This window comes from Thermomonospora umbrina, assembly GCF_003386555.1.
GTDB classification, from domain to species: domain Bacteria; phylum Actinomycetota; class Actinomycetes; order Streptosporangiales; family Streptosporangiaceae; genus Thermomonospora; species Thermomonospora umbrina.
Window position 1 is genome coordinate 5239673 of sequence record NZ_QTTT01000001.1, and the last position, 19208, is coordinate 5258880.

Below are 19208 nucleotides of genomic sequence, written 5' to 3' on the forward strand. Positions count from 1 at the left end.
GACCCACCGCATCCGTTCAGGCGGGCTGGCAGCGAGGACACCAGAAGGTGATCCGCTGCTCGTCGACCCGCTCGATCCGGGTGCCGCAGCGACGGCAGGGTCGTCCCGCCCGCCCGTAGACCCAGTGCTCGCGCCCGCGCCGCAGGTCGCCGGTGGTGACGTGGCCGTACCGATGCCGGTTGGCCGCCAGCAGCCGCTGCGCCAGATCGACCAGGGCCCGCAGATCACCGGCCGCGCCGACGGGCCGCCACGGGTCGACCCCGCGCAGGAACAGCACTTCGCACTTGTAGACGTTGCCGATGCCCGCCAGCCGGCTCTGGTCCATCAGGGCCTCGTGGATCGGGTGTTCGGGCCGTTCGAGCAGTCGGCGGACGGCCTCGTCGGGATCCCAGTCGGGGCCGAGCAGGTCGGGCCCGAGATGGCCGACGGCGCGGTCCTCCTCATCGGTCGGCAACAGCTCGACCACGGCGAGCGAGTACCCGAGCGCGAGCGCCTCCGCGTTGCCCAGCGCGAGCCGAACGCGGTGGTCGCGGGGCGGGCGCCCGGGGGGTCGGACGCGCCATGCGCCGTCCATCATCAGGTGGGTGTGCACGGTCAGCCCGCCGTCCACCCTGATCAGCAGGTGCTTGCCCCGGGCGGTCACCTCGCGGACGCGACGGCCGCGCAGATCGACGGTGGCCAGACCGGGCACGCGGAAGTCGCAGACGGTCAACGACCGCCCGGCGAGCGCCTCGTGCAGGCGCCGGGCGGTCTGCCAGACGACATCGCCTTCCGGCAACGCGGGGGCCTAGATCAGCGAAGGGCTCTGCCAGGCCGCCGGATCCTTGGTGAGCTCGGCCACCGGCTCGGGCAGCCGGCCCGACGCGAGGTGGCCCAGGGTCACCGACTCCAGGATGCCGCGTTCGCTGGCCCGCAGCGCGATCCACACCTCTTGGAGGGAGTGCGCCGCGCCCCGGTACCCGACCTGCTCGGGGCGCTCGCCCCGGACGCCGAGCAGCGGGCCGTCGATCGCCCGGATGATGTCGGCCAGCGAGATCTCACCCGCCGGCCGGGCCAGCCAGTAGCCGCCCTCCGGACCCCGCTGGCTGCGGACCAGCCCGGAGCGGCGGAGCTGGCCGAGGATGTTCTCGAGGAACTTGGGCGGGATCTGCTGTGCCTCGGCGAGCTGGACCGCGGTCACCGGGCTGCTCCCGGACACCGCCAGCTCCGCGGCGGCACGCAGCGCGTAATCGACCCGGGCGGACAATCGCATGACCCTAGTATCCCTTGCCGATCTGACTGGTTGGGCAGTGCGTGTCTTTTGTGGGGGGACGACCCCCCACGCCCCCCGCGCCCGGTCTTGGGGATCTTCAGGCGGGCGGCCCTCCGCCGGCGCTCCGGGCCACCCGCCTGAAGGACCGGGCCACACCCCCCGCCTGGTCGCCGTTCGGATGTGGGCGGTCGCTCCTTTGAACCGCTCGCGGCGCTCCGGGTCGGCCTTGGCTGAGGCGGACGGGCACTGGTGAGGGGATTGCCGTTCAAGCCTCGCTTGGTGCGGGCGCCTTGCCGCCTGCGGTCAGCCCGAGGAGTTCGGCGGCGGCCTGGGCGTTGGCGCGGGTGGCTCCGTAGGTGGCCAGGTGCGCCCCTGAGCGGGGCCGCCATACGGGGAGGCCCATCTCCACCACCACCGCGTCCGGACGTACCGCCAGCAGGGCCTCCGCCAGGGCCCGCTGGGCCGGATGCCGGTGGGCGTCCCGCAGAACGATCACCAGCCCGCGGCCCCTGGCACGGTCCAGCAGCGGGCCGGCCTGAGCATCGGCCCCGTTCACCCGCACCAGGTCGGAGGCCCACGGACCCAGGCCCCACGGGGTCGGCCCGACCGCGATGTTGCCCGGGGCCTCCAGTTCCACCACCAGTGGGGCGTCCAAGAGGGGCAGCTCGCCGGAGAACGTCAGGGCGCGTCGCGCGGCCTCGACGGCGGCGGTTCGGTCCGCCGTCGCCGTGACGGCGCCGGCGAGCCACGCCCGCAGGGCACGGCCGCGTTCGGCGGCGTCCTCCAGCCGTTCGGCGGTGAGCCGGCCGTCCGCGACCGCCGCGAGGACGGCCGCCACGGTCGCCCGGACGCTGTCCTCGTGCTCTCGGGGGCCCAGGCACAGCAGGTCGGCCCCCGCGCCCAGCGCCCGTACGGCGGCCTCCGGGATGCCGATCGCGCCGCTGGCGCCGTCCATGTCGAGGGCGTCGGTGACGATCGCCCCGTCGAACCCCAGCCGGTTGCGGAGCAGCCCGGTGATCGCGGCCTGCGACAGGGTGGCGGGCTCACCGCCGGTGATCGCGGGCACGTTCAGGTGGCCGGTCATCACCGCCCGGACGTCCGCCTTGATCGCCGCGCGGAACGGCACCAGCTCGCGGCGTTCCAGCAGGTCGAGGTCGGCGTCCACCAGCGGGACCCCGAGATGGGAGTCCTCCACCGTGGCGCCGTGCCCCGGGAAGTGCTTGGCGCAGGCGGCGACACCCGCCTCCTGCGTCCCGGCGACGGCGGCGGCCGTGTGCCGGGCCACCAGGGCGGGATCGGACCCGAACGCGCGGGTGCCGATGATCGGGTTGTCGTCGGCGGAGTTGACGTCGGCGGAGGGCGCGAAGTTGAGGTTCACGCCCACCTCGGCCAACTCCGCGCCCAGCGACCGGTAGACCCGGCGGGTCAGCTCCACGTCGTCCACCGCGCCCAGCGCGGCGTTCCCCGGGTAGGGGCTGGCGGTGCGATGTCCGCCCAGACGGGTGACGTCGCCGCCCTCCTCGTCGATGGTGACGATGGGCACGCCGCCCGCCTCGCGCAGCGCGGCGGTCAGCCGGGCCAGCGCCGCGGTCTCGGGCACGTTGTCGTTCAGGGCGAACAGGGTGACCCCGCCCAGCCCCTGCTCCAGCTCGGCGAGCAGCCAGCGGGGAGCGGTGGGACCGGCGAAGGAGGGCAGCAGCGCCGCCCGGGCGAGCCGGGCGAGAGTACGGTCGGTCATCCCTTGACGGCTCCGGCGGTCAGGCCGGACACCATCCGGCGTTGGACGACGAGAAAGAAGGCGATCACCGGCAGGGTCAGCAGGGTGGAGGCCGCCATGATCGGGCCCCACTCGTTGCTGGCGTTGCCGAAGAAGTACTGCATCATCACCGGGAGGGTGTACTTGTCCTGGTCGTCGAGGAACGTGAAGGCGAAGATGAACTCGTTCCACGCGGTGATGAAGGAGAAGATGCTGGTGGCGACCAGCCCGGGGGCGACCAGCGGCAGCAGCACCCGGAAGAAGATCCGCAGCGGACCGGCCCCGTCGATGGCGGCGGCCTCCTCCAGCTCCTTGGGCACCGCGGCCACGAAGCCGCGCAGCATCCAGATGGAGAACGGCAGCGCGAACCCGATGTAGACGAGCATCAGCCCGGCCAGACTGTTGATCATGCCGAGCTGCTTCAGGTCCAGGAACAGCGGGATGACCAGCGCCTCCAGCGGCACCATCTGCACCACCAGCAGCATGATCAGGAACGTGGTGCGGAACCGGAAGCGGTAGCGGGCCACCGCCGTGGCGGCCAGCACCGCCAACAGCCCCGACACCACCACCGTGACGATCGCCAGCAGCGCGCTGTTGCGGAAGTACTCCCAGAACGAGACCTCGGCGATCCCGTTCCCGAGCACGTAGTCGAAGTGGTCCAGCGTGGGGTCGGACGGCAGCGGGCGCGGGGTGGAGCTGAAGATCTCCTCGTTCGGCTTGAACGCCGTGGAGATCATCCACGCCACCGGGAACACCGCCACCGCGAACACCAGCAGCCCCAGCGCGTTGAGCCCGTACCGGCGCATCCGGCGGTTCATGACGTCTCTCCCTGCCGGACCATGATCCGCACGTAGACGGCGGTGACCACCAGCAGCAGCAGGGTGAGCACCATGGCGATCGCCGAGCCCATCCCGAGCTTGGCGTTCATCCCGCCGAACGCCTCCGAGTAGGCGTACAGCGAGAGGTTGAAGGCGTCCCGGTTGGCCATCCCGGACATGATGAACAACTGGGTGAACACCTTGAAGTCCCAGATCACGCTGAGCACCAGCAGCACCAGGAAGATCGGCCGCAGCAGCGGGAAGGTGATCTTCCAGAACTGCCGCCAGGCCGACGCCCCGTCCACCCGGGCCGCCTCGAACAGCTCGCCCGGCAGGCTCCGCAGCCCCGCCAGCACGCTGACCGCCACGAACGGGATCGACTGCCAGACCACGCAGACCGTCAGCACCGTGTACGTCCGCAGCGGCGTGGCGAACCAGTTGTAGTCGATCCAGTCACCGCCGACCAGCAGGTCCGGCAGCAGGTCCAGGGTCCAGTTGACGACACCGCCGGTGCTGCCGAACAGCCAGGAGAAGATGATCGCCGCCGTGATCGGCGGGGTGGCCCACGCGACCATCACGCCGCCCGCCACGAACATCGACATCCGTCGCCCCAGCCGGTGCAGCAGCAGCCCCACCAGCGTCCCGACCAGCAGCGTCAGCGAGACCGCCACCACCGCGAACAGCACGGTGTGCCGCAGGCTCTGCCAGAACAGGTCGTCGGCCAGGATGGTCTCGTAGTTCTTCGTCCCCACCGACTCGGCGGGCTCCCCGGCCAGTTGCCGGTTGCCGACCTTCTGGAACGACATCACGGCGATCTGGATCATCGGCCAGAACATCAGCAGGGCGATGACGACCACGGTCGGCGCGATCAGCAGGTAGGGCCCCAGACGGGGGCGGCGGGGCCGCCCCCGGCCGGAGGACTTCCGGCCGGGGGTGGGCCGCACCGCGGGCGCGGTGTCGAGCATGGGCTCCGTCCGATCTCAGCGGTGGTCCGGGCTCACGGATCTCACGGGTTGAGCAGCTCGTTCGCCTGGTCGTTGGCCCTCTTCAGCTCGGCGTCGCTCGGCTTGCCCTGCATGACGGCCTTGACGGCGTTCGGGATGACCTTCTTGGTCTGCTCGAAGTCCGCCCAGCCGGTGCTCAGCGGGGGCATCTTGGTGTTCGAGGCGATCGAGGTGAACACCGCCAGCTTCGGGTCGGTGAACTTCACGTCGGTGAACATGGACGAGAAGCCGCTGTAGTCGGCCCACTTCTGCGCGTTGGTCTTGTTGTTGAGGACCGTGATGTAGTCGAACGCCACGCCCTTGCTCTTGCTGCTCTTCCACACGGCGAGGTCGGAGCCGCCCGCCATCACCGGAGCGTTGCCGCCGGTCTTGGTGGGGATCGGGAAGACGCCCCACTTGTCGGCGTCCTTGGCGGAGACCTTCTTCATCTCCTTGAGGGCCCAACTGCCGTCGATGTACATGCCCAGCTTGCCGAGCGCGAAGTCCTGCTGGGGGCCCTGCAGCTCGTTCTTGCCGATGTACTTCTCGGGGGCCACCTTGTCCTTGGTGACGAGCCCGGCGTAGAAGTCGACGGCCTCCCTGGCCTGGGGCTGGTCGAGCTTACCGACCCACTTGGCGCCCTCCTTGACGGCGACCTCGCCGCCGTTGCCCCAGATGAAGCTCATGATGCCGTTGGTCTGGTCGCTGGGCGCGCCGAAGCCCGGGACCTTCTTGGCGTCCTGGATCTTCTTGGCCGCCGCCGCCAGCTCGGCCCAGGTCTTGGGCGCCTGGATGTTCAGCTCCCGGAACCAGTCGGTGCGGTGCCAGACGCCGCGCACACCGCCGTACCACGGCACCGCGTAGGTCTTGCCGCCGCCCTGGTCGTTGGCCACGGCGGCCTTGTTGAGCGCCGCGGCGTCGGCCCAGCCGGCGAACTCGTCGGAGATGTCGGCCAGGTTGCTGTGCTCGATGTGCGACTGGACATCGGTGTTGCCGATCTCGGTGACGTCCGGTCCCTCGCCGCCGGCGATGGCCTTCTGGAACGTGGTGGCGACCTGCGGCCACGGCACGTACTTGATCACGACGTCGGTGTTCGGGTGCTTCGTGCGGAACTCGGCCTCGACACCGTCCAGGAACGTGGTCTGCTCCGGGGTGCCCTCGCCCATCATCCACACGCTCAGCTTGGCGGGGGCGGTGCCGCCGCCCTCGTCGTCGCCACCGTCGCCGCCACAGGCCGTGGCGGCCAGGGCGATCGCGACCGTGGTGGCCGCAATCCTGAAGAACTTCACCTGGTGTTCCTTTCCGGCTAGCCCGCGCTTGAGTGCATCCCCCGGGCGAACGGGCCGGAGTCCGTCCCGACCCCATAGGGTCCGGTCATGCCCGGCTCGTGTGCGCACTGGTCGCGGGGCGCCTGCCATCCGGCGCTCTGCGTGCGCCCGCCGGTCCCGGTGTGGGGCCGGCGGTCGCTTGGGCGGTAAACTAACAAGAAACTTTCCTAAACAATACTGCTCGTTAGCGGATTGAGACCAAGGAGCCGCACGCATGGCCCACCGCCCCGGGACGCCGAAGCTGCTGCGCGAGCTGAACGACCGCGCCGCGCTGGAACTCCTGATCGGCCGGGGGCCGCTGACCCGCGCGGAGATCGGCCGGCACACCGGCCTGTCCAAGGTCACCGCCTCCCAGTTGCTCGCCCGTCTCGAGGAGCGGGGCCTCGTCGAGGTGGTGGGGGAGCAGGCCGGCGGTCGCGGGCCCAACGCCGCCCTGTACGCCGTCGTCCCGGCGAGCGCCTACGTCGCCGGACTGGAGGTCGGGCCCCAGGGTGTGACGGCGGGCATCGCGGACATCACGGGCGCCCAGGTGGCCCAGGTCACCGTCGACCCGAACGGCGCCGGCGACCCCGTGAAGATGGTCCACAGCGCGGTGGTCAAGGCGTGCCGCTCCGCCCGCGTGGCCCTGAGCAGGCTGAACGCCTTCGTGATCGGCACACCCGGTGTCGTCGACCCGCGCAGCGGCGACGTCCGCTTCGCCTTCGACCTGCCGGCCTGGCACGAGGGCGTCCTCGCCGGGCTCCGCACCGACCTCCGCCGCCCGGTGATCATCGAGAACGACGTCAACCTCGCCGCCCTCGCCGAACGCGCGTACGGCGCCGCCCGGGAGTCCGAGGACTTCGCGCTGATGTGGTTCGACCGCGGGATCGGCCTGTCGGTGATGCTCGGCGGCCGCCTCCACCGGGGCCTGTCGGGCGGCGCCGGCGAGATCGGCTACCTCCCCGTCCCCGGCGTCCCCCTTCCGGACGCCGTCACCGAGTCCGTCTCCTGGGGCAAGCCCGCCCTGGCCGGCGGCTTCGGCTCCCTGGTCGGCGCGGACGCCGTCCTCGACCTGGCCCGCGCCCACGGCCTGACCGAACCCACCGCCGTCGACTGCGTCGCCGCTGCCGCCGCCGACCCCTCCCGCGGCCTCCGCTTTCTGGACGAACTCGCCGTCCGCATCTCCTACGGCGTCGCCTCGGTCAACATCGTCCTGGACCCCGGCCTGGTGGTCCTGTCCGGCCAACTGGGCCGCGCCGGCGGAACCCCCCTGGCCGAACGCATCGAGTCGGCCGTCGGCCGCATCTGCCCCACCCGCCCCCGCGTCGCGGTCACCGCCGTCGAGGGCAACCCGGTCCTGCGGGGGGCCCTGCACGCCGCCTTGGAACGGGCGCGCGAGGAGGTCTTCTCCACCACGGCGGACTGACCGCCCTCGGGGGGCGCCCCTGTCCGACTCCACGGGCCTCCGCCAGGGTCCGGCCGGTGGCCCGGACCCTGACGTGCCGTAGACGCGAGCCGGGCCGATCGCCGCCCGAGCCGCCACCGAACCCCCGGTGCGGTGCACGGCCGCCCCATCGCGGTTTCCGCGCTCTACCCGATCACCGACTGGTGGCCGTCCGGGCCCCGTGCTCGGATGACCCCATCCTGCGCGATCAGCGTTGACCCGCCGTCAATTCACGGTGAACGCCGTGTTACCTATCAAGGCCCCCCGACCCCGCCCCACCGCCCACGCCCACCCGAACCCCTCAACGCGCCACCCTCCCGACCACCGCCTGCCGCCCAAGCCCCACCCCCGGTGGGATCAGCACTCCCGGCCCCACGCCCAAGCCCTGCGGCCCCCGCCCTGCCGCCCGAGCGACACCCCCACGGGGATCGGCATCCCGGCCCTACACCCGAGCCCTGCGGGCCCCCGCCCTGCCGCCCGAGTCACACCCCTGGGGGGATCAGCACCCCGCATCCATGCCCGAGCCGTGCGGGCCCCGCCCTGCCGCCCAGGCCACACCCCGGGGGATCAGCATCCCGGCCCCATGCCCGGGCCCTGCGGGCCGCCGCCCTGCCGCCCAAGCCACACCCCCGGGGGATGAGCACCCCGACCCCGTGCCCGGGCCCTGCGGGCTCCCGCCCTGCCGCCCGAGTCACCCCTGGGGGGGATCAGCCCCCCGCATCCATGCCCGAGCCCTGCGGGCCCCGCCCTGCCGCCCAGGCCACACCCCCGAGGGGATCAGTACCCCGGCCCCATGCCCCGGCCCTGCGGGCCCCCGCCCTGCCGCCCGAGCCACACCCCGGGGGCATCAGCACCCGGCCCCGTGCCCGGGCCCTGCGGGCCCCACCCCGCCGTTCACCCGCGCCTCTCCACCCGCGCCCGTCCGAACCGTCGTCGGTCCGATCCCTCGTCCGTCCGGACCGTCGTCGGTCCGGACGGTGTCGGTCCGAGCCGTCGTCCGTCCAGACCGTCGTCCGACCGAGCTGCCATTCGTCCGAGTCGTCCGCGGTCGCTCTCCTTCTCGGCCATGGCCGGTCGCGTTCACGTCCTCCCCATGGCCGCCGCGATAGCGTCGCACCCGGCGGCGCCTTCGTCTCATCGGCGCGGCCGCCTGCCCTGCGGCTTGGGCCGCGCCGGGCCGCCCCGCTATCGCTGTCTGAGCCGCCGTCCACCGTCCGAGTCGTGTCCATGGTTGCGCTCTTTCTCGGCCATGCTCGGTCGGGTTCGCGCCGCGCCCATGGTCACCGCGGTGATGTCGCATCCGGCGGCGCCTTCATCCCACCGGAGCGGAAGCCGGCCCCGCGCCTCGTGCCGCGCCGAGCCGCGCCACTATCGCTGTCTGAGCCGCCGTCCACCGTCCGAGTCGTGTCCACGGTTGCCCTCTTTCTCGGCCATGGACGGTTGCGTTCACGTCCTCCCCATGGCCGCCGCGGTCGCGTCGCATCCGGCGGCGCCTTCATCTCATCGGCGCGGCAGCCGCCCCGCGCCTCGGGCCGCGCCGGGCGGCCCTCTGGTCCCGGCTGAGCCGCCGTCCATCCGTCCGAGTCGCGGCTCCGGTCGCTCTCCTTCTTGGCCATGGCCGGTCGGGTTCACGTCCTGCCCATGGCCACTGCGGTCGCGTCGCATCCGGCGGCTCACCGGTGCGGCAGCCGGACCTGCTCCCGTTCCCGCCGGGTTCACTCGTACCGACGACGCAATGCTCGCGCCTTCACGTTGAGCGTCGTCGCGATGAGCCGCCACGACATTCCCCGGTTCCGGGCGCGTCGCACTCCCGCCGTCAATTCCCGTTCCGCCGAGCGTCGCGCCTCTCCGAGCGCACGCAACTCCGCCAGCGGGTCCTTGTCCTCGCCGAATCCCGTACGGGTCATCGCCACCTCCTGCCGTCAACATAGGTTGACCTGGAGGGTGTGTCAACTCAAGTTGACCTTTGGGGTCGCGTGCGATCAGCCGTCGCATGTGCACCGAACCAATCGCCCGGGTCGGGTCCGGCTGGAGCAGCGCGGCCTTCAGGAGCCGATGTGGCTGTTCCACCTTGCACGGACTCTCGGCCGCCCGGGTGGCCGTCCCTGCGCGATCCAGAATCACTGCTGAGCGATCGGCCGCCGGTCATGGGGCCGTCCACGGGACCGCCGACCCTTCGAGCTTGCTCAGGCGGTGTTCGGCTCGCCGATGAGCGGGGCGCCGAACACGGGCCAGACTCGTCTGCCCGACCGCTGACGTCTCGGCCTTGCTGAGGCGGTGTGCGGTCGGGCAGCGGGTTTTCATCGTGCGTAGGGATGGGTGTGGGCGCGGGCGTACGTACGAGAAAGTCGGGCGTGCGGATCGGCGCGGTTGTTCGGTGGGCCGGGCCTGTGGCGGCTCGGTTATTTGGTCGTCGTGGAAGGGCGCTGGTGGGCGGCCTCCCGGCGGCGTGGGTCGTGCATGGCCCGGTCGCGCACCGTGCGGGTGATGACCTGGCGCTTGCGTCGCTGGGCGATGGTCCAACGTGCCGTCGGCGTCATGACTGCTCCCCGTTCCGCGGTGACTTTCCCCTGATCACCGCTGACCCCCGTTACGTTTCATGTTTCCAGAACACGTCCTCACCCTGTATCCGCCGAAGGGATGATTCGCGTTCCTTCCAGGGTCTTAGCGAAGTCTGAGTGCTCGCTGAAAAGAGGCTGAGACTTGGCTGGGGACCTGAGGTCCGGGGTCAGGCGCGCAGGCGCAGGCCTCGTGGAGTGGGGTGGAATCCGGCCGCCTCGAGGGCCTCGGCCAAGGGGGAGGAGCCGATGGACTCGCCGTCCGCGCGTTCGACGGTGAGCTTGCCGAGAACGCCCTCGCGGACGGCGAGGGCCAGCGCGTCCACCGCCGGTTGCAGGGTGGTGGGATCGTCGGCCCAGGTGAGCAGGGTCCGGCCGCCTCGCTCGACGTACAGAGTGAGGACCCCGTCGACCAGGACGACCAGGGCGCCCGCCTTTCGACCGGGTTTGTGGCTGCTCGCCGCCTCGGTGTCACGTTCCGGCCAGGGGAGGGCGGCCCCGTACGGGTTCGCGGGGTCCGCCGCGGCCAGGACGAGGGCACGTGGCCGTGTCGGTGCGGAGGCCCCTGGCGTCGCCCACGGAGAGGCGCCGGGCCCCCCACGGGAGACGCTGCGGGGTCCGCCGTCCCGGGCCGCGGTGCCGACACCTGGGGAGCCTTCAAGGGGGGCGTTGCGCGATCCGGTGGCGGGGCTCGTTCCCTGCCAGGCTGCTTCGGGGCCGGACTCGACGGCGGGCGGCGGGCTGGTGGTCCAGGGGTCGTTCTCGGGAGATGGGCCCCTCACGAAGCCGGAGCCCATCGGGAGGGAAGAGGACGGTTCGCGGAGGGCGCGGAGGCGGTCGACGGCACCCGGGAGGGCGAACTGGGCCGCGCCCAGGCCCTCCACGAAGTAGCCGCGGCGGCAGCGGCCGGTGTCCTCGAAGGCGCGCAGGACCGGATAGACGGCCGCGAAGCCCCCGGGGGTGCGTTCGGCGGCTACTGCGCCCCTGATCACGATGCCGTGGCGTTCCAGCAGCGCCTCGGCGAGCGCATGCGATCGACGGGTCGTGTCGGACTCGCGGCCGGGCAGCGGCCACCAGCGGCCCGCCACCGTGGGCGGGCCCGTACGGGAGGGCAGCACGGGACGACCACGGCGCGACGTCCTGGGGCGGTGCGCCGGGCGCCCGGAGCCGAGCGCGGCGCGCAGGGGGGCGAGGGTGTCGTTGGTGAGGTGCCCCGCCCATACCAGGTCCCACAGGGCCGAGACGAGATCCTGGTCGCCGGCCTGGACGCCCGCCGCGTTCACCCGATCGGAGAGCGTGCGGAAGAACAGGGCGCCGCCGTCCGCGAGCGCGGCCAGCGCCGCCTCGTGTACGGGGGTCATCGTGATCTCGGCGGGCTCCGGCATCAGCAGCGGGGCGGTGTCGGCCAGGTACAGCGCCACCCATCCGTCGCCACCGGGCAGGCCGCCCTGACCGGCCCACACCACCTCGCCCGCGGAGGTCAACTCGTCCAACAGGGCGGGGGAGTAGCCGGGCACCCGCGAGGCCAGGATCAGCGGCTCCAGCGCCGACGCGGGCACGGCGGCGCCCTGGATCTGCTCGATCGCCTGGACCAGCGCGTCCATCCCTCGGAGCCGTCCCGCCGAGATGCCGTGCCAGGCGGGCAGGAAGCGGCCCAACGCCTCGGGCGGCGACGGCTCGACCTCGGCCCGGAGCCGCGCCAGGCACCGCCGCCGCAGCATCCGCAGCACGCCCGTCTCGCACCATTCGCCGGTCGGCGGCCCGGACAGCGACTCCACCGGGAGGAACTCGCCCTCCACGACGCGGCCCGCCGCCGACTGCCGCCGCAAGGTCTCCGTCACCACGGCGATGCCCAACCCGAACCGCGCAGCGAGGTCGCCCACCCGGAACGGCCCGTGCGTGCGGGCGTAGCGCCACACCAGGTCGCCCAGCGGATCATCGACGGGCTCCAGGAACGCCTCCGGCACGCCCACCGGCAGCGGAGCACCGAGCGCGTCGCGCAACCGCCCGGCGTCCTCGATCGCCGCCCACCGCTCGGCCCCCGCGACCCGCACCCGGATCACCCGCCGAGCCCGCTCCAACGCGCCCAACCACCCCACGGCGGCTGCCTGGGCCCCATCGGACAATCCCGCGCCGGCCTCATTGGGCGAGCCCTCGTCCGGTTCCGCCCGGGCCCCATCGGACAGACCCTCGTCCGAGCCCGTGCCGGACCCGTCGGGCGGCCGGTCGCCTCGACGCCCCGAATCCCGCAGGGGCGACACGGGAGCGGGCTGCAGCTCCAAGCGGTCCGGCCCGAGGCCGGGGTCGTCCCGGGCGGAGGGCCCGACGGTCACGCGGGCGGCCACCTCGTCGGTCGACAGCGGGCCCAGGATGCGCAGCAGGTCGGCGACGCCCTCCACGTCCCGGGCGCGGCGGTCGGCGGTGAGCCGCTGGAGCTCCCGTTCGGTCTCGGCCACCACCTCCGGGTCGAGGAGCTCGCGCAGGTCGGCCTGGCCCAGCAGCTCGGCGAGGAGGGCGGAGTCGAGAGCCAGCGCCTGAGCCCGACGCTCGGCGAGCGGGGCGTCCCCCTCGTACATGAACGCGCCCACATAGTGGAAGAGGAGCGAGCGCGCGTAGGGGGAGGGGGCCTGAGTCTCGACCTCCACCATGCGGGTCTTGCGCCCGGCGAGGTCGCGCATGAGCTGAACGAGGCCCGGCACGTCGAAGACGTCCTGCAGGCACTCGCGCATCGTCTCCAACACGATCGGGAACGATCCGTACTTGCCGGCGACCGACAGCAGTTGCGCGGCGCGTTGGCGTTGCTGCCACAGCGGCATCCGGCGGTCGGGGCGACGGCGGGGCAACAACAGGGAACGGCTGGCGCACTCTCGGAAACGGGCCGCGAACAGGGCGGAGGCGCCCAACTCGTCCACCACGATCCGTTCGAGGTCGTCGGCGTCGAACAGCGCCAGGTCCAACCGGGGAGGCTCGTCCATGTCGGGGATGCGGAGCACGATGCCGTCGTCGGCGTGCATCGCCTGGGCGTCCACCCCGTACCGCTCGCGCAGCCGCGCGGCGATCGCCAGCGCCCAAGGGGCGTGCACGCGGGCGCCGAACGGGGAGTGCACCACGAGCCGCCAATCGCCCAACTCGTCGCGGAACCGCTCCACCACCAGCGTCCGGTCGTCGGGAACGTAGCCGGTGGCCTCCCGCTGCTCGGCCAGGTAGGCGACCAGGTTGCCGGACGCCCACGCGTCCAACCCGGCGGCGCGGACCCGTTCGGTGGCCTCCTCGGGGGACATCCGGGACAGCTCCCGGGTGAACGACCCCAGCGCACGGCCCAATTCGGCGGGACGGCCGGGACTGTCCCCGTGCCAGAACGGCAACTTGCCCGGCTGCCCGGGGGCGGGGGAGACCAGCACCCTGTCGGCGGTGATGTCCTCGATCCGCCACGAGCTGGCGCCGAGCACGAACACCTCGCCCACCCGGGACTCGTAGACCATCTCCTCGTCCAGCTCCCCGACCCTGGACGACTTCTCCCCCACGAGGAACACCCCGAACAGGCCGCGATCGGGGATGGTGCCCCCGCTGGTCACCGCGAGGCGCTGCGCCCCGGGGCGACCCTGCAGAACTCCGGCGACCCGGTCCCAGACCAGGCGGGGACGCAGCTCGCCGAACTCCTCGCTGGGGTAGCGGCCCGCGAGCATGTCGAGCGTCGCCTCCAGCGCCGACCTGGGCAGCGTGGCGAACGAGGCGGCGCGGCGGACCGTGGTCTCGAGCTCGTCGACCGCCCACTCGTCCATGGAGACCATGGCCACGATCTGCTGGGCGAGGACGTCCAGCGGGTTGCGCGGGTAGCGCAGCTCCTCGATGTCGCCGTCGCGCATGCGCTCGGCCACCACCGCCGTCTGGACGAGGTCGCCCCGATACTTGGGGAAGATGACCCCCTTGGAGACGGCCCCCACCTGGTGACCGGCCCGGCCGACCCGTTGTAGGCCACTGGCCACCGACGGGGGCGACTCCACTTGGACGACCAGGTCGACCGCCCCCATGTCGATGCCCAGCTCGAGACTGGACGTCGCCACCACGGCGGGGAGGCGGCCCTGCTTGAGGGCGTCTTCGATCCCTGCTCGTTCCTCCTTGGAGACGGAGCCGTGGTGAGCGCGCGCGACCTCTTGGGGGGCGCCCCTGCCCGCGCCCGCCTGCGCCATCATCTCCGCGGGAACGGGGCTCTCGGGGAGGACGCCGCCGTGGAGGCGTTCGTACGCCAAATCGTTCAGCCGTCCGCACAGCCGCTCGGCGAGCCGCCGCGAGTTGGCGAACACGATGGTCGAACGATGCGACTCGATCAGGTCGAGGACCCGGTCCTCGACGTGGGGCCACAGGGAACGGCGGGAGGGCTCGGCCGGCTCCTCCCCACCGAACGACTGCCCGACCTCGGTCATGTCCTCGAGGGGGACGACGATCTCCAGCTCGAAGCGCTTGTCGTGCGGGGGCTGAACGACACGGGCGGGCCGAGAACCGCCCAGGAACGTCGCGACCTCGTCGACCGGCCGTACGGTCGCCGACAGCCCCACCCGTTGAGCGGGACGTTCCAGGAGGGCGTCCAACCGTTCCAGCGACAGCGCCAGATGGGCGCCGCGTTTCGTCCCGGCGACCGCGTGGACCTCGTCCACGATCACCGTCTCCACCCCGCGCAGCGTCTCGCGCGCCTGGGAGGTGAGCATCAGGAACAGCGACTCCGGTGTCGTGATCAGGATGTCGGGGGGTCGGGTCACCAGCCTGCGGCGCTCGTCGGTCGGGGTGTCGCCGGACCGGATGCCCACCCGCACGTCCGGCTCAGGAAGGCCCAGCCGCCGCGCCGCCTGGCGGATCCCGGTCAGGGGGGCGCGCAGGTTGCGCTCGACGTCGACCGCCAGGGCCTTGAGCGGCGAGATGTAGAGGACCCGACAGCGATGCTCCCGATCGAGCGGCTGCGGTGGGGGAACGGCGAGCCGGTCCAGCGACCATAGGAAAGCCGCCAGCGTCTTACCCGAGCCGGTCGGCGCCACCACGAGGGTGTGCTCCCCGCGGGCGATCGACTCCCACGCCCCGGCCTGCGCGGCCGTGGGCGTGGCGAACGCCCCGGTGAACCACGCCCTGGTCGCCGGGGAGAAGCGTTCGAGCACGTCATCCCGCACGTCCCCCATACTGCCTCGTCCCTCTGACAGAACGGACCGGGCCCGTCCGCGCCCGGCCTGCGGGTAACGTGGCGGACGTGCGGCTTTCGGTGTTCTGGGACAGGATGAACCAGCAGTTCGGCGAGGTCTACGCGACGAGCGTGGCCAAGGATCACGTCCTCGCCGAACTGGGCGGCCGCACGGTCGAACAGGCCCTGGCCGAGGGGCAACCCGTCAAAAGGGTGTGGGAGGCCGTCTGCGCGACCTTCGACGTCCCTCAGCGGCTCCGCTGACCCCGTCCGGCGTCAGTCCGGAACGGGGAGGTGGGCGTACAGGTCCATGGGGTCCACCGTCGTCGGCAGGTCGCTGACCTGACCGTCGCCGACCTCCACGACCCGCCACTGGCCGTCCACCCGCCGCGCCAGGTCGGTGGTGATGAACCGGCAGCCCAGCGAGCGCACCGCCGGGGCCACCACGTCGAGGTCCGGCTCCGGGTAAAGGTCGGGCTCGTCCGGATGCGGCCCGATGAGCGCGGGCTCGCCGTCCACCCACCACACGCGGGCCTCCCCGGTGTCGTACGGCTCGAACTCCCGGACGACGAGGCCGCCGGCAAGGAACTCGTCCTGCAGCGCCACCATCTTGGCCACGATCGTGCGGAGTTGCGCCACGTTCTTCACGTCGGGCACGTAGCAGGCCTCCTCCCACTCGTGCTTGCGCGACTTCACATAGTCCTTGACCACCGCGGGGCCCTGCGGCAGCGGCCGTACGAGTTCCGCGAGGTCGTCGGGCACGGACCCGGGGGTCAGGGGACACCACACGCTCTGAGGGGTCAACCCCGCGAAGGTGTCGTGCCATCCGGGGAGCTCATGGGCCCTCCGGTAGTCCCCGGGATGGGTGAGCAGGGGGGTGCCGCGCTCCTTGAGGGCCGCGGCGAGCGCGGTGTACTCGGCGGCGGTCAACATCCAGCCGCGATACCAGGACGGGCCGAGGTCCCGGGGCACCCGGCGTATCGCCGTCGATACGTCACCCTGCTGCAACGCGTCGTGGTCGATCAGGACCACCTGGCCGTAGTGATCCCGTACGGCAGCGGCCTCGCGCGCGAAATGCGGCTCCACGCGCCGGGGGTTCAGTGGATCGGCACAGAAGACGACGGTCAGCGTCATGATGGCCCCCTCCGACCGGGCCAGCGTAAGGGGATCGCCCGTCGCCGCGCACGGTGATTCACGGGCCGAACCGGCGAGCCGCGTCATGATCGAACGAGTGTTCGGTAGGGTGGGGTCCGCGCAGACGTTCGTCCACAGCCGCGACAGGGTCTCGAAAACTGTCGGTGGGCCGCCGTAACGTCGCTCCCGACATCAAGCACGTCGCCAGGCCCGGTCGTACGGCCTGGGATCAGACAGGGGAATCTCATGGCAGCTAACGACCGGGACAAGGCTCTCGAGACCGCACTCGCCCAGATCGAGCGGCAGTTCGGCAAGGGGTCGGTGATGCGGCTCGGCGACGAGGCCCGCGTGCCCATCGAGGTGATCCCCACCGGGTCCATCTCCCTCGACATCGCGCTCGGCATCGGCGGCCTGCCGCGCGGCCGGGTCGTCGAGGTGTACGGGCCGGAGGGCAGCGGCAAGACCTCGATCGCGCTGCACGCGGTCGCCAGCGTGCAGCGGGCCGGCGGCATCGCGGCCTTCATCGACGCCGAGCACGCGCTCGACCCGGAGTACGCGGGCAAGCTCGGCGTCGACACCGACGCCCTGCTGGTCTCCCAGCCGGACACCGGTGAGCAGGCCCTGGAGATCGCCGACATGCTGATCCGCTCCGGCGCGATCGACATCGTCGTGATCGACTCGGTGGCCGCCCTGGTGCCGCGCGCCGAGATCGAGGGCGAGATGGGCGACAGCCACGTCGGCCTGCAGGCCCGGCTGATGTCCCAGGCGCTGCGCAAGATGACCGGCGCCATCAACCAGACCAAGACCACCGCCATCTTCATCAACCAGCTCCGCGAGAAGATCGGCGTCATGTTCGGCTCCCCCGAGACCACCACCGGCGGCCGGGCGCTGAAGTTCTACGCCTCCGTCCGGCTGGACGTGCGGCGCATCGAGACCCTCAAGGACGGCACCGAGGCGGTCGGCAACCGGGTCCGGGTCAAGGTCGTCAAGAACAAGGTGGCGCCGCCCTTCAAGGTCGCCGACTTCGACCTCCTCTATGGCCACGGCATCAGCAAGGAGGGCGGCCTGATCGACCTCGGCGTCGAGCACGGCTTCGTCCGCAAGGCCGGCGCCTGGTACACCTACGAGGGCGACCAGCTCGGCCAGGGCAAGGAGAACGCCCGCAACTTCTTGAAGAGCAACCCCGACATCGCCGACGAGATCGAGAAGAAGATCAAGGAGAAGCTCGGCGTCGGTCCCCGCCTGGACGCCCCGGCCAACCCCGCCGCGCCTCCGGCCCCGGCCGCCGCCCCGCCCGCGCCGAGCACCCCCACCGGCCGCAAGTCCGGCGGCAAGACCCCCAAGCCCGGTGATTCCTGACCCTCTCGGGGCAGAGATCCCTCCTGCTGCGCGGCGGCACCGCACCCGGCCACCGGACCCCGGGGGCTGGACCCTTCCCAAGGGTGCCGCCACCCGCAGGGCCGGCCGGGGGTTTCGCCCGAGGCCGCATGCCCTCCCGCCACCGTTGTCGCCCGCAGCGTCGGGCCGGCCGGGGGTCCCGACTCCGACGCTGTGGTGATGTCTGATGGCCGTCGGGCAGGCGGAGCGTGCGCGGTGCTTGTGACGGCCGACCTGGAGGTGGGAGCGGCCGTGGGGCGATGGCGGAATGTGCGTCGGTGGGGACGGAGGGAGGATCGTCGGAGTGGGTGAGGTCGGGTTGGGCCGACAGGGGTGGCGGAGATCGTGATGGCCGGGGGAGACGAGGCGGTCGCGCGGGAGGTCTGCCTGCGTTTGTTGGCCTCGTCGCCGCGGACTCGGGCGCAGTTGGCGGAGGCGCTGCGGCGCAAGGGGCTGCCGGATGAGGTGGCCGAACTGGTTCTCGGGCGCTTCACCGATGTGGGCCTGATCGACGACGAGGCGTTCGCCCTCGCCTGGGTCCAGTCGCGGCACGCCGGCCGTGGGCTGGCCAGGCGTGCGCTGGCCAGTGAGCTGCGCCGCCGGGGTGTGGCGGACGAAACGGTCAGCGAGGCCGTCGAGGGCCTCGACTCCGAGCAGGAGGAGCGCAGGGCGCGTGAGCTGGTCGACCGCAGGCTGTCCGCCACGCGTGGGGTCGAGCCCGCGAAACGGATGCGACGCCTGATGGGGATGCTCGCCCGGAAGGGCTACCCGTCCGGTCTGGCCTACCGCGTCGTCAAGGAGTCCCTCGAAGCGGAGGGGGCCGAACTGGCCGAGCTCGATGAGCCGTACCCGGAGGACTGATGCGGCTTTGCCGCTGCCTGCGTGTCGGAGGAGCGGTGGGTCGAGTGTCGTGGGGCCTGATGGATTTCTTGTCCCGCTTGGTCGTCCACGGTTCGGGGAGTCGTCCCGGTTCCTGGTCCGTTCCCGGCTCTTGACGTTTCTGGATTGACGAGCTGCTCCCTCCTTGCATCTAGCACCGTGGCTCCGTCTTCCCTTGGTTCCTCGACTCATCAGGGGCGACTCCTTGGCTCCTGGCTCCTGGCTCCTGGCTCCTGCGTTCCCTCGCGCCTCGCGCCTCGCGCCTCGCGCACCTAGAGCCTTCGCGCCCTGCTCCGGCGGTGTCCCTTCGCCGCTGCTTCCTCGCCTTCGCCCTCTCCTCTTCGGCCCTCGTCCCTTGACACCGGGCCTTCGCCACTCGGCACCGAGCCTTCGCGCCCTGGCTCCTTCGCGCCCTGGCTCCTTCGCGCCCTGGCTTCTTCGGGGCTTGGTTCCTTCGTTTCTTCGGGCCATGGCTCAGGTCGCCGGAGGGGGAGGGGCTGCGGGTGCCCCTGGTGTGTTGCGTTCTGGTGGGC

General features: G+C 72.2%; 14 protein-coding genes. 4 read left to right on the top strand and 10 right to left on the bottom strand.

What is annotated here, in order from left to right:
* Positions 1-16: 16 nt before the first annotated feature.
* From DFJ69_RS23370 to DFJ69_RS23395, 6 genes are all read right to left on the bottom strand, one after another.
* Positions 17-778 (bottom strand): DNA-formamidopyrimidine glycosylase family protein, encoded by a 762-nt coding sequence (locus DFJ69_RS23370; RefSeq protein ID WP_116024576.1) that lies wholly within the window; start codon positions 776-778, stop codon positions 17-19.
* Between the two features lie 9 nt (positions 779-787).
* Complete coding sequence (locus DFJ69_RS23375; RefSeq protein ID WP_116024577.1) at positions 788-1252, bottom strand: RrF2 family transcriptional regulator; 465 nt, start codon at positions 1250-1252, stop codon at positions 788-790.
* A gap of 265 nt (positions 1253-1517) precedes the next feature.
* Positions 1518-2990: a glycoside hydrolase family 3 protein gene (locus DFJ69_RS23380; protein WP_116024578.1), complete on the bottom strand. Its 1473-nt coding sequence runs from the start codon at positions 2988-2990 to the stop codon at positions 1518-1520.
* Positions 2987-3826, bottom strand: a complete 840-nt coding sequence (locus tag DFJ69_RS23385) for a carbohydrate ABC transporter permease (RefSeq protein WP_211328714.1) — start codon at positions 3824-3826, stop codon at positions 2987-2989. Before DFJ69_RS23385 ends, DFJ69_RS23380 begins: the two co-directional genes overlap by 4 nt.
* Entirely contained in the window at positions 3823-4791 is a 969-nt protein-coding gene (locus tag DFJ69_RS23390) for a carbohydrate ABC transporter permease (RefSeq protein ID WP_116024579.1), read from the bottom strand. Before DFJ69_RS23390 ends, DFJ69_RS23385 begins: the two co-directional genes overlap by 4 nt.
* Positions 4792-4832: 41 nt before the next feature.
* Positions 4833-6098, bottom strand: coding sequence for an extracellular solute-binding protein (locus tag DFJ69_RS23395; protein ID WP_116024580.1), 1266 nt, complete (start codon positions 6096-6098; stop codon positions 4833-4835).
* Between the two features lie 253 nt (positions 6099-6351).
* On the opposite strand from DFJ69_RS23395, the gene DFJ69_RS23400 reads away from it, so the two are divergent.
* Positions 6352-7542: an ROK family transcriptional regulator gene (locus DFJ69_RS23400; RefSeq protein ID WP_116024581.1), complete on the top strand. Its 1191-nt coding sequence runs from the start codon at positions 6352-6354 to the stop codon at positions 7540-7542.
* A 1733-nt stretch (positions 7543-9275) separates the two neighbouring features.
* Here DFJ69_RS23400 and DFJ69_RS33840 read toward each other — a convergent pair.
* The 3 genes from DFJ69_RS33840 to DFJ69_RS34995 form a co-directional block, all read right to left on the bottom strand.
* Positions 9276-9467 carry an AsnC family protein gene (locus tag DFJ69_RS33840; RefSeq protein WP_147312395.1) on the bottom strand — a complete coding sequence of 64 codons (192 nt, stop codon included), beginning with the start codon at positions 9465-9467 and terminating at the stop codon, positions 9276-9278.
* Positions 9468-9962: 495 nt separating this feature from the next.
* Complete coding sequence (locus DFJ69_RS34430; protein ID WP_170177752.1) at positions 9963-10100, bottom strand: hypothetical protein; 138 nt, start codon at positions 10098-10100, stop codon at positions 9963-9965.
* Between the two features lie 188 nt (positions 10101-10288).
* Positions 10289-15286, bottom strand: a complete 4998-nt coding sequence (locus DFJ69_RS34995; RefSeq protein ID WP_245974538.1) for an Lhr family helicase — start codon at positions 15284-15286, stop codon at positions 10289-10291.
* Between the two features lie 68 nt (positions 15287-15354).
* Between DFJ69_RS34995 and DFJ69_RS23415 the strand changes: the two genes are divergently transcribed.
* The gene (locus tag DFJ69_RS23415) at positions 15355-15549 is read left to right on the top strand and encodes a DUF3046 domain-containing protein (RefSeq protein WP_116026842.1); all 195 of its coding nucleotides are present in this window, start codon (positions 15355-15357) and stop codon (positions 15547-15549) included.
* A gap of 12 nt (positions 15550-15561) precedes the next feature.
* Here DFJ69_RS23415 and DFJ69_RS23420 read toward each other — a convergent pair whose 3' ends face one another.
* On the bottom strand, positions 15562-16419 hold the full coding sequence (locus DFJ69_RS23420; RefSeq protein WP_116024582.1) for an ATP-grasp domain-containing protein: 858 nt from the start codon (positions 16417-16419) through the stop codon (positions 15562-15564).
* Positions 16420-16665: 246 nt separating this feature from the next.
* On the opposite strand from DFJ69_RS23420, the gene recA reads away from it, so the two are divergent.
* Together recA and DFJ69_RS23430 are read left to right on the top strand one after the other, a co-directional pair.
* Complete coding sequence (gene recA / locus DFJ69_RS23425; protein ID WP_116024583.1) at positions 16666-17778, top strand: recombinase RecA; 1113 nt, start codon at positions 16666-16668, stop codon at positions 17776-17778.
* A 366-nt stretch (positions 17779-18144) separates the two neighbouring features.
* Complete coding sequence (locus tag DFJ69_RS23430; protein ID WP_116026843.1) at positions 18145-18657, top strand: regulatory protein RecX; 513 nt, start codon at positions 18145-18147, stop codon at positions 18655-18657.
* Positions 18658-19208: the final 551 nt, after the last annotated feature.

What these genes read in the sequence shown, in the direction of transcription:
- DFJ69_RS23420 (WP_116024582.1), bottom strand. Translation starts at nt 16,419, where the DNA reads ATGACGCTGACCGTCGTCTTCTGTGCCGATCCACTGAACCCCCGGCGC.
- recA (WP_116024583.1), top strand. Translation starts at nt 16,666, where the DNA reads ATGGCAGCTAACGACCGGGACAAGGCTCTCGAGACCGCACTCGCCCAG.
- DFJ69_RS23380 (WP_116024578.1), bottom strand. Translation starts at nt 2,990, where the DNA reads ATGACCGACCGTACTCTCGCCCGGCTCGCCCGGGCGGCGCTGCTGCCC.
- DFJ69_RS23390 (WP_116024579.1), bottom strand. Translation starts at nt 4,791, where the DNA reads ATGCTCGACACCGCGCCCGCGGTGCGGCCCACCCCCGGCCGGAAGTCC.
- DFJ69_RS33840 (WP_147312395.1), bottom strand. Translation starts at nt 9,467, where the DNA reads ATGACCCGTACGGGATTCGGCGAGGACAAGGACCCGCTGGCGGAGTTG.
- DFJ69_RS34995 (WP_245974538.1), bottom strand. Translation starts at nt 15,286, where the DNA reads ATGGGGGACGTGCGGGATGACGTGCTCGAACGCTTCTCCCCGGCGACC.
- DFJ69_RS23375 (WP_116024577.1), bottom strand. Translation starts at nt 1,252, where the DNA reads ATGCGATTGTCCGCCCGGGTCGATTACGCGCTGCGTGCCGCCGCGGAG.
- DFJ69_RS34430 (WP_170177752.1), bottom strand. Translation starts at nt 10,100, where the DNA reads ATGACGCCGACGGCACGTTGGACCATCGCCCAGCGACGCAAGCGCCAG.
- DFJ69_RS23400 (WP_116024581.1), top strand. Translation starts at nt 6,352, where the DNA reads ATGGCCCACCGCCCCGGGACGCCGAAGCTGCTGCGCGAGCTGAACGAC.
- DFJ69_RS23430 (WP_116026843.1), top strand. Translation starts at nt 18,145, where the DNA reads ATGGCCGGGGGAGACGAGGCGGTCGCGCGGGAGGTCTGCCTGCGTTTG.
- DFJ69_RS23385 (WP_211328714.1), bottom strand. Translation starts at nt 3,826, where the DNA reads ATGAACCGCCGGATGCGCCGGTACGGGCTCAACGCGCTGGGGCTGCTG.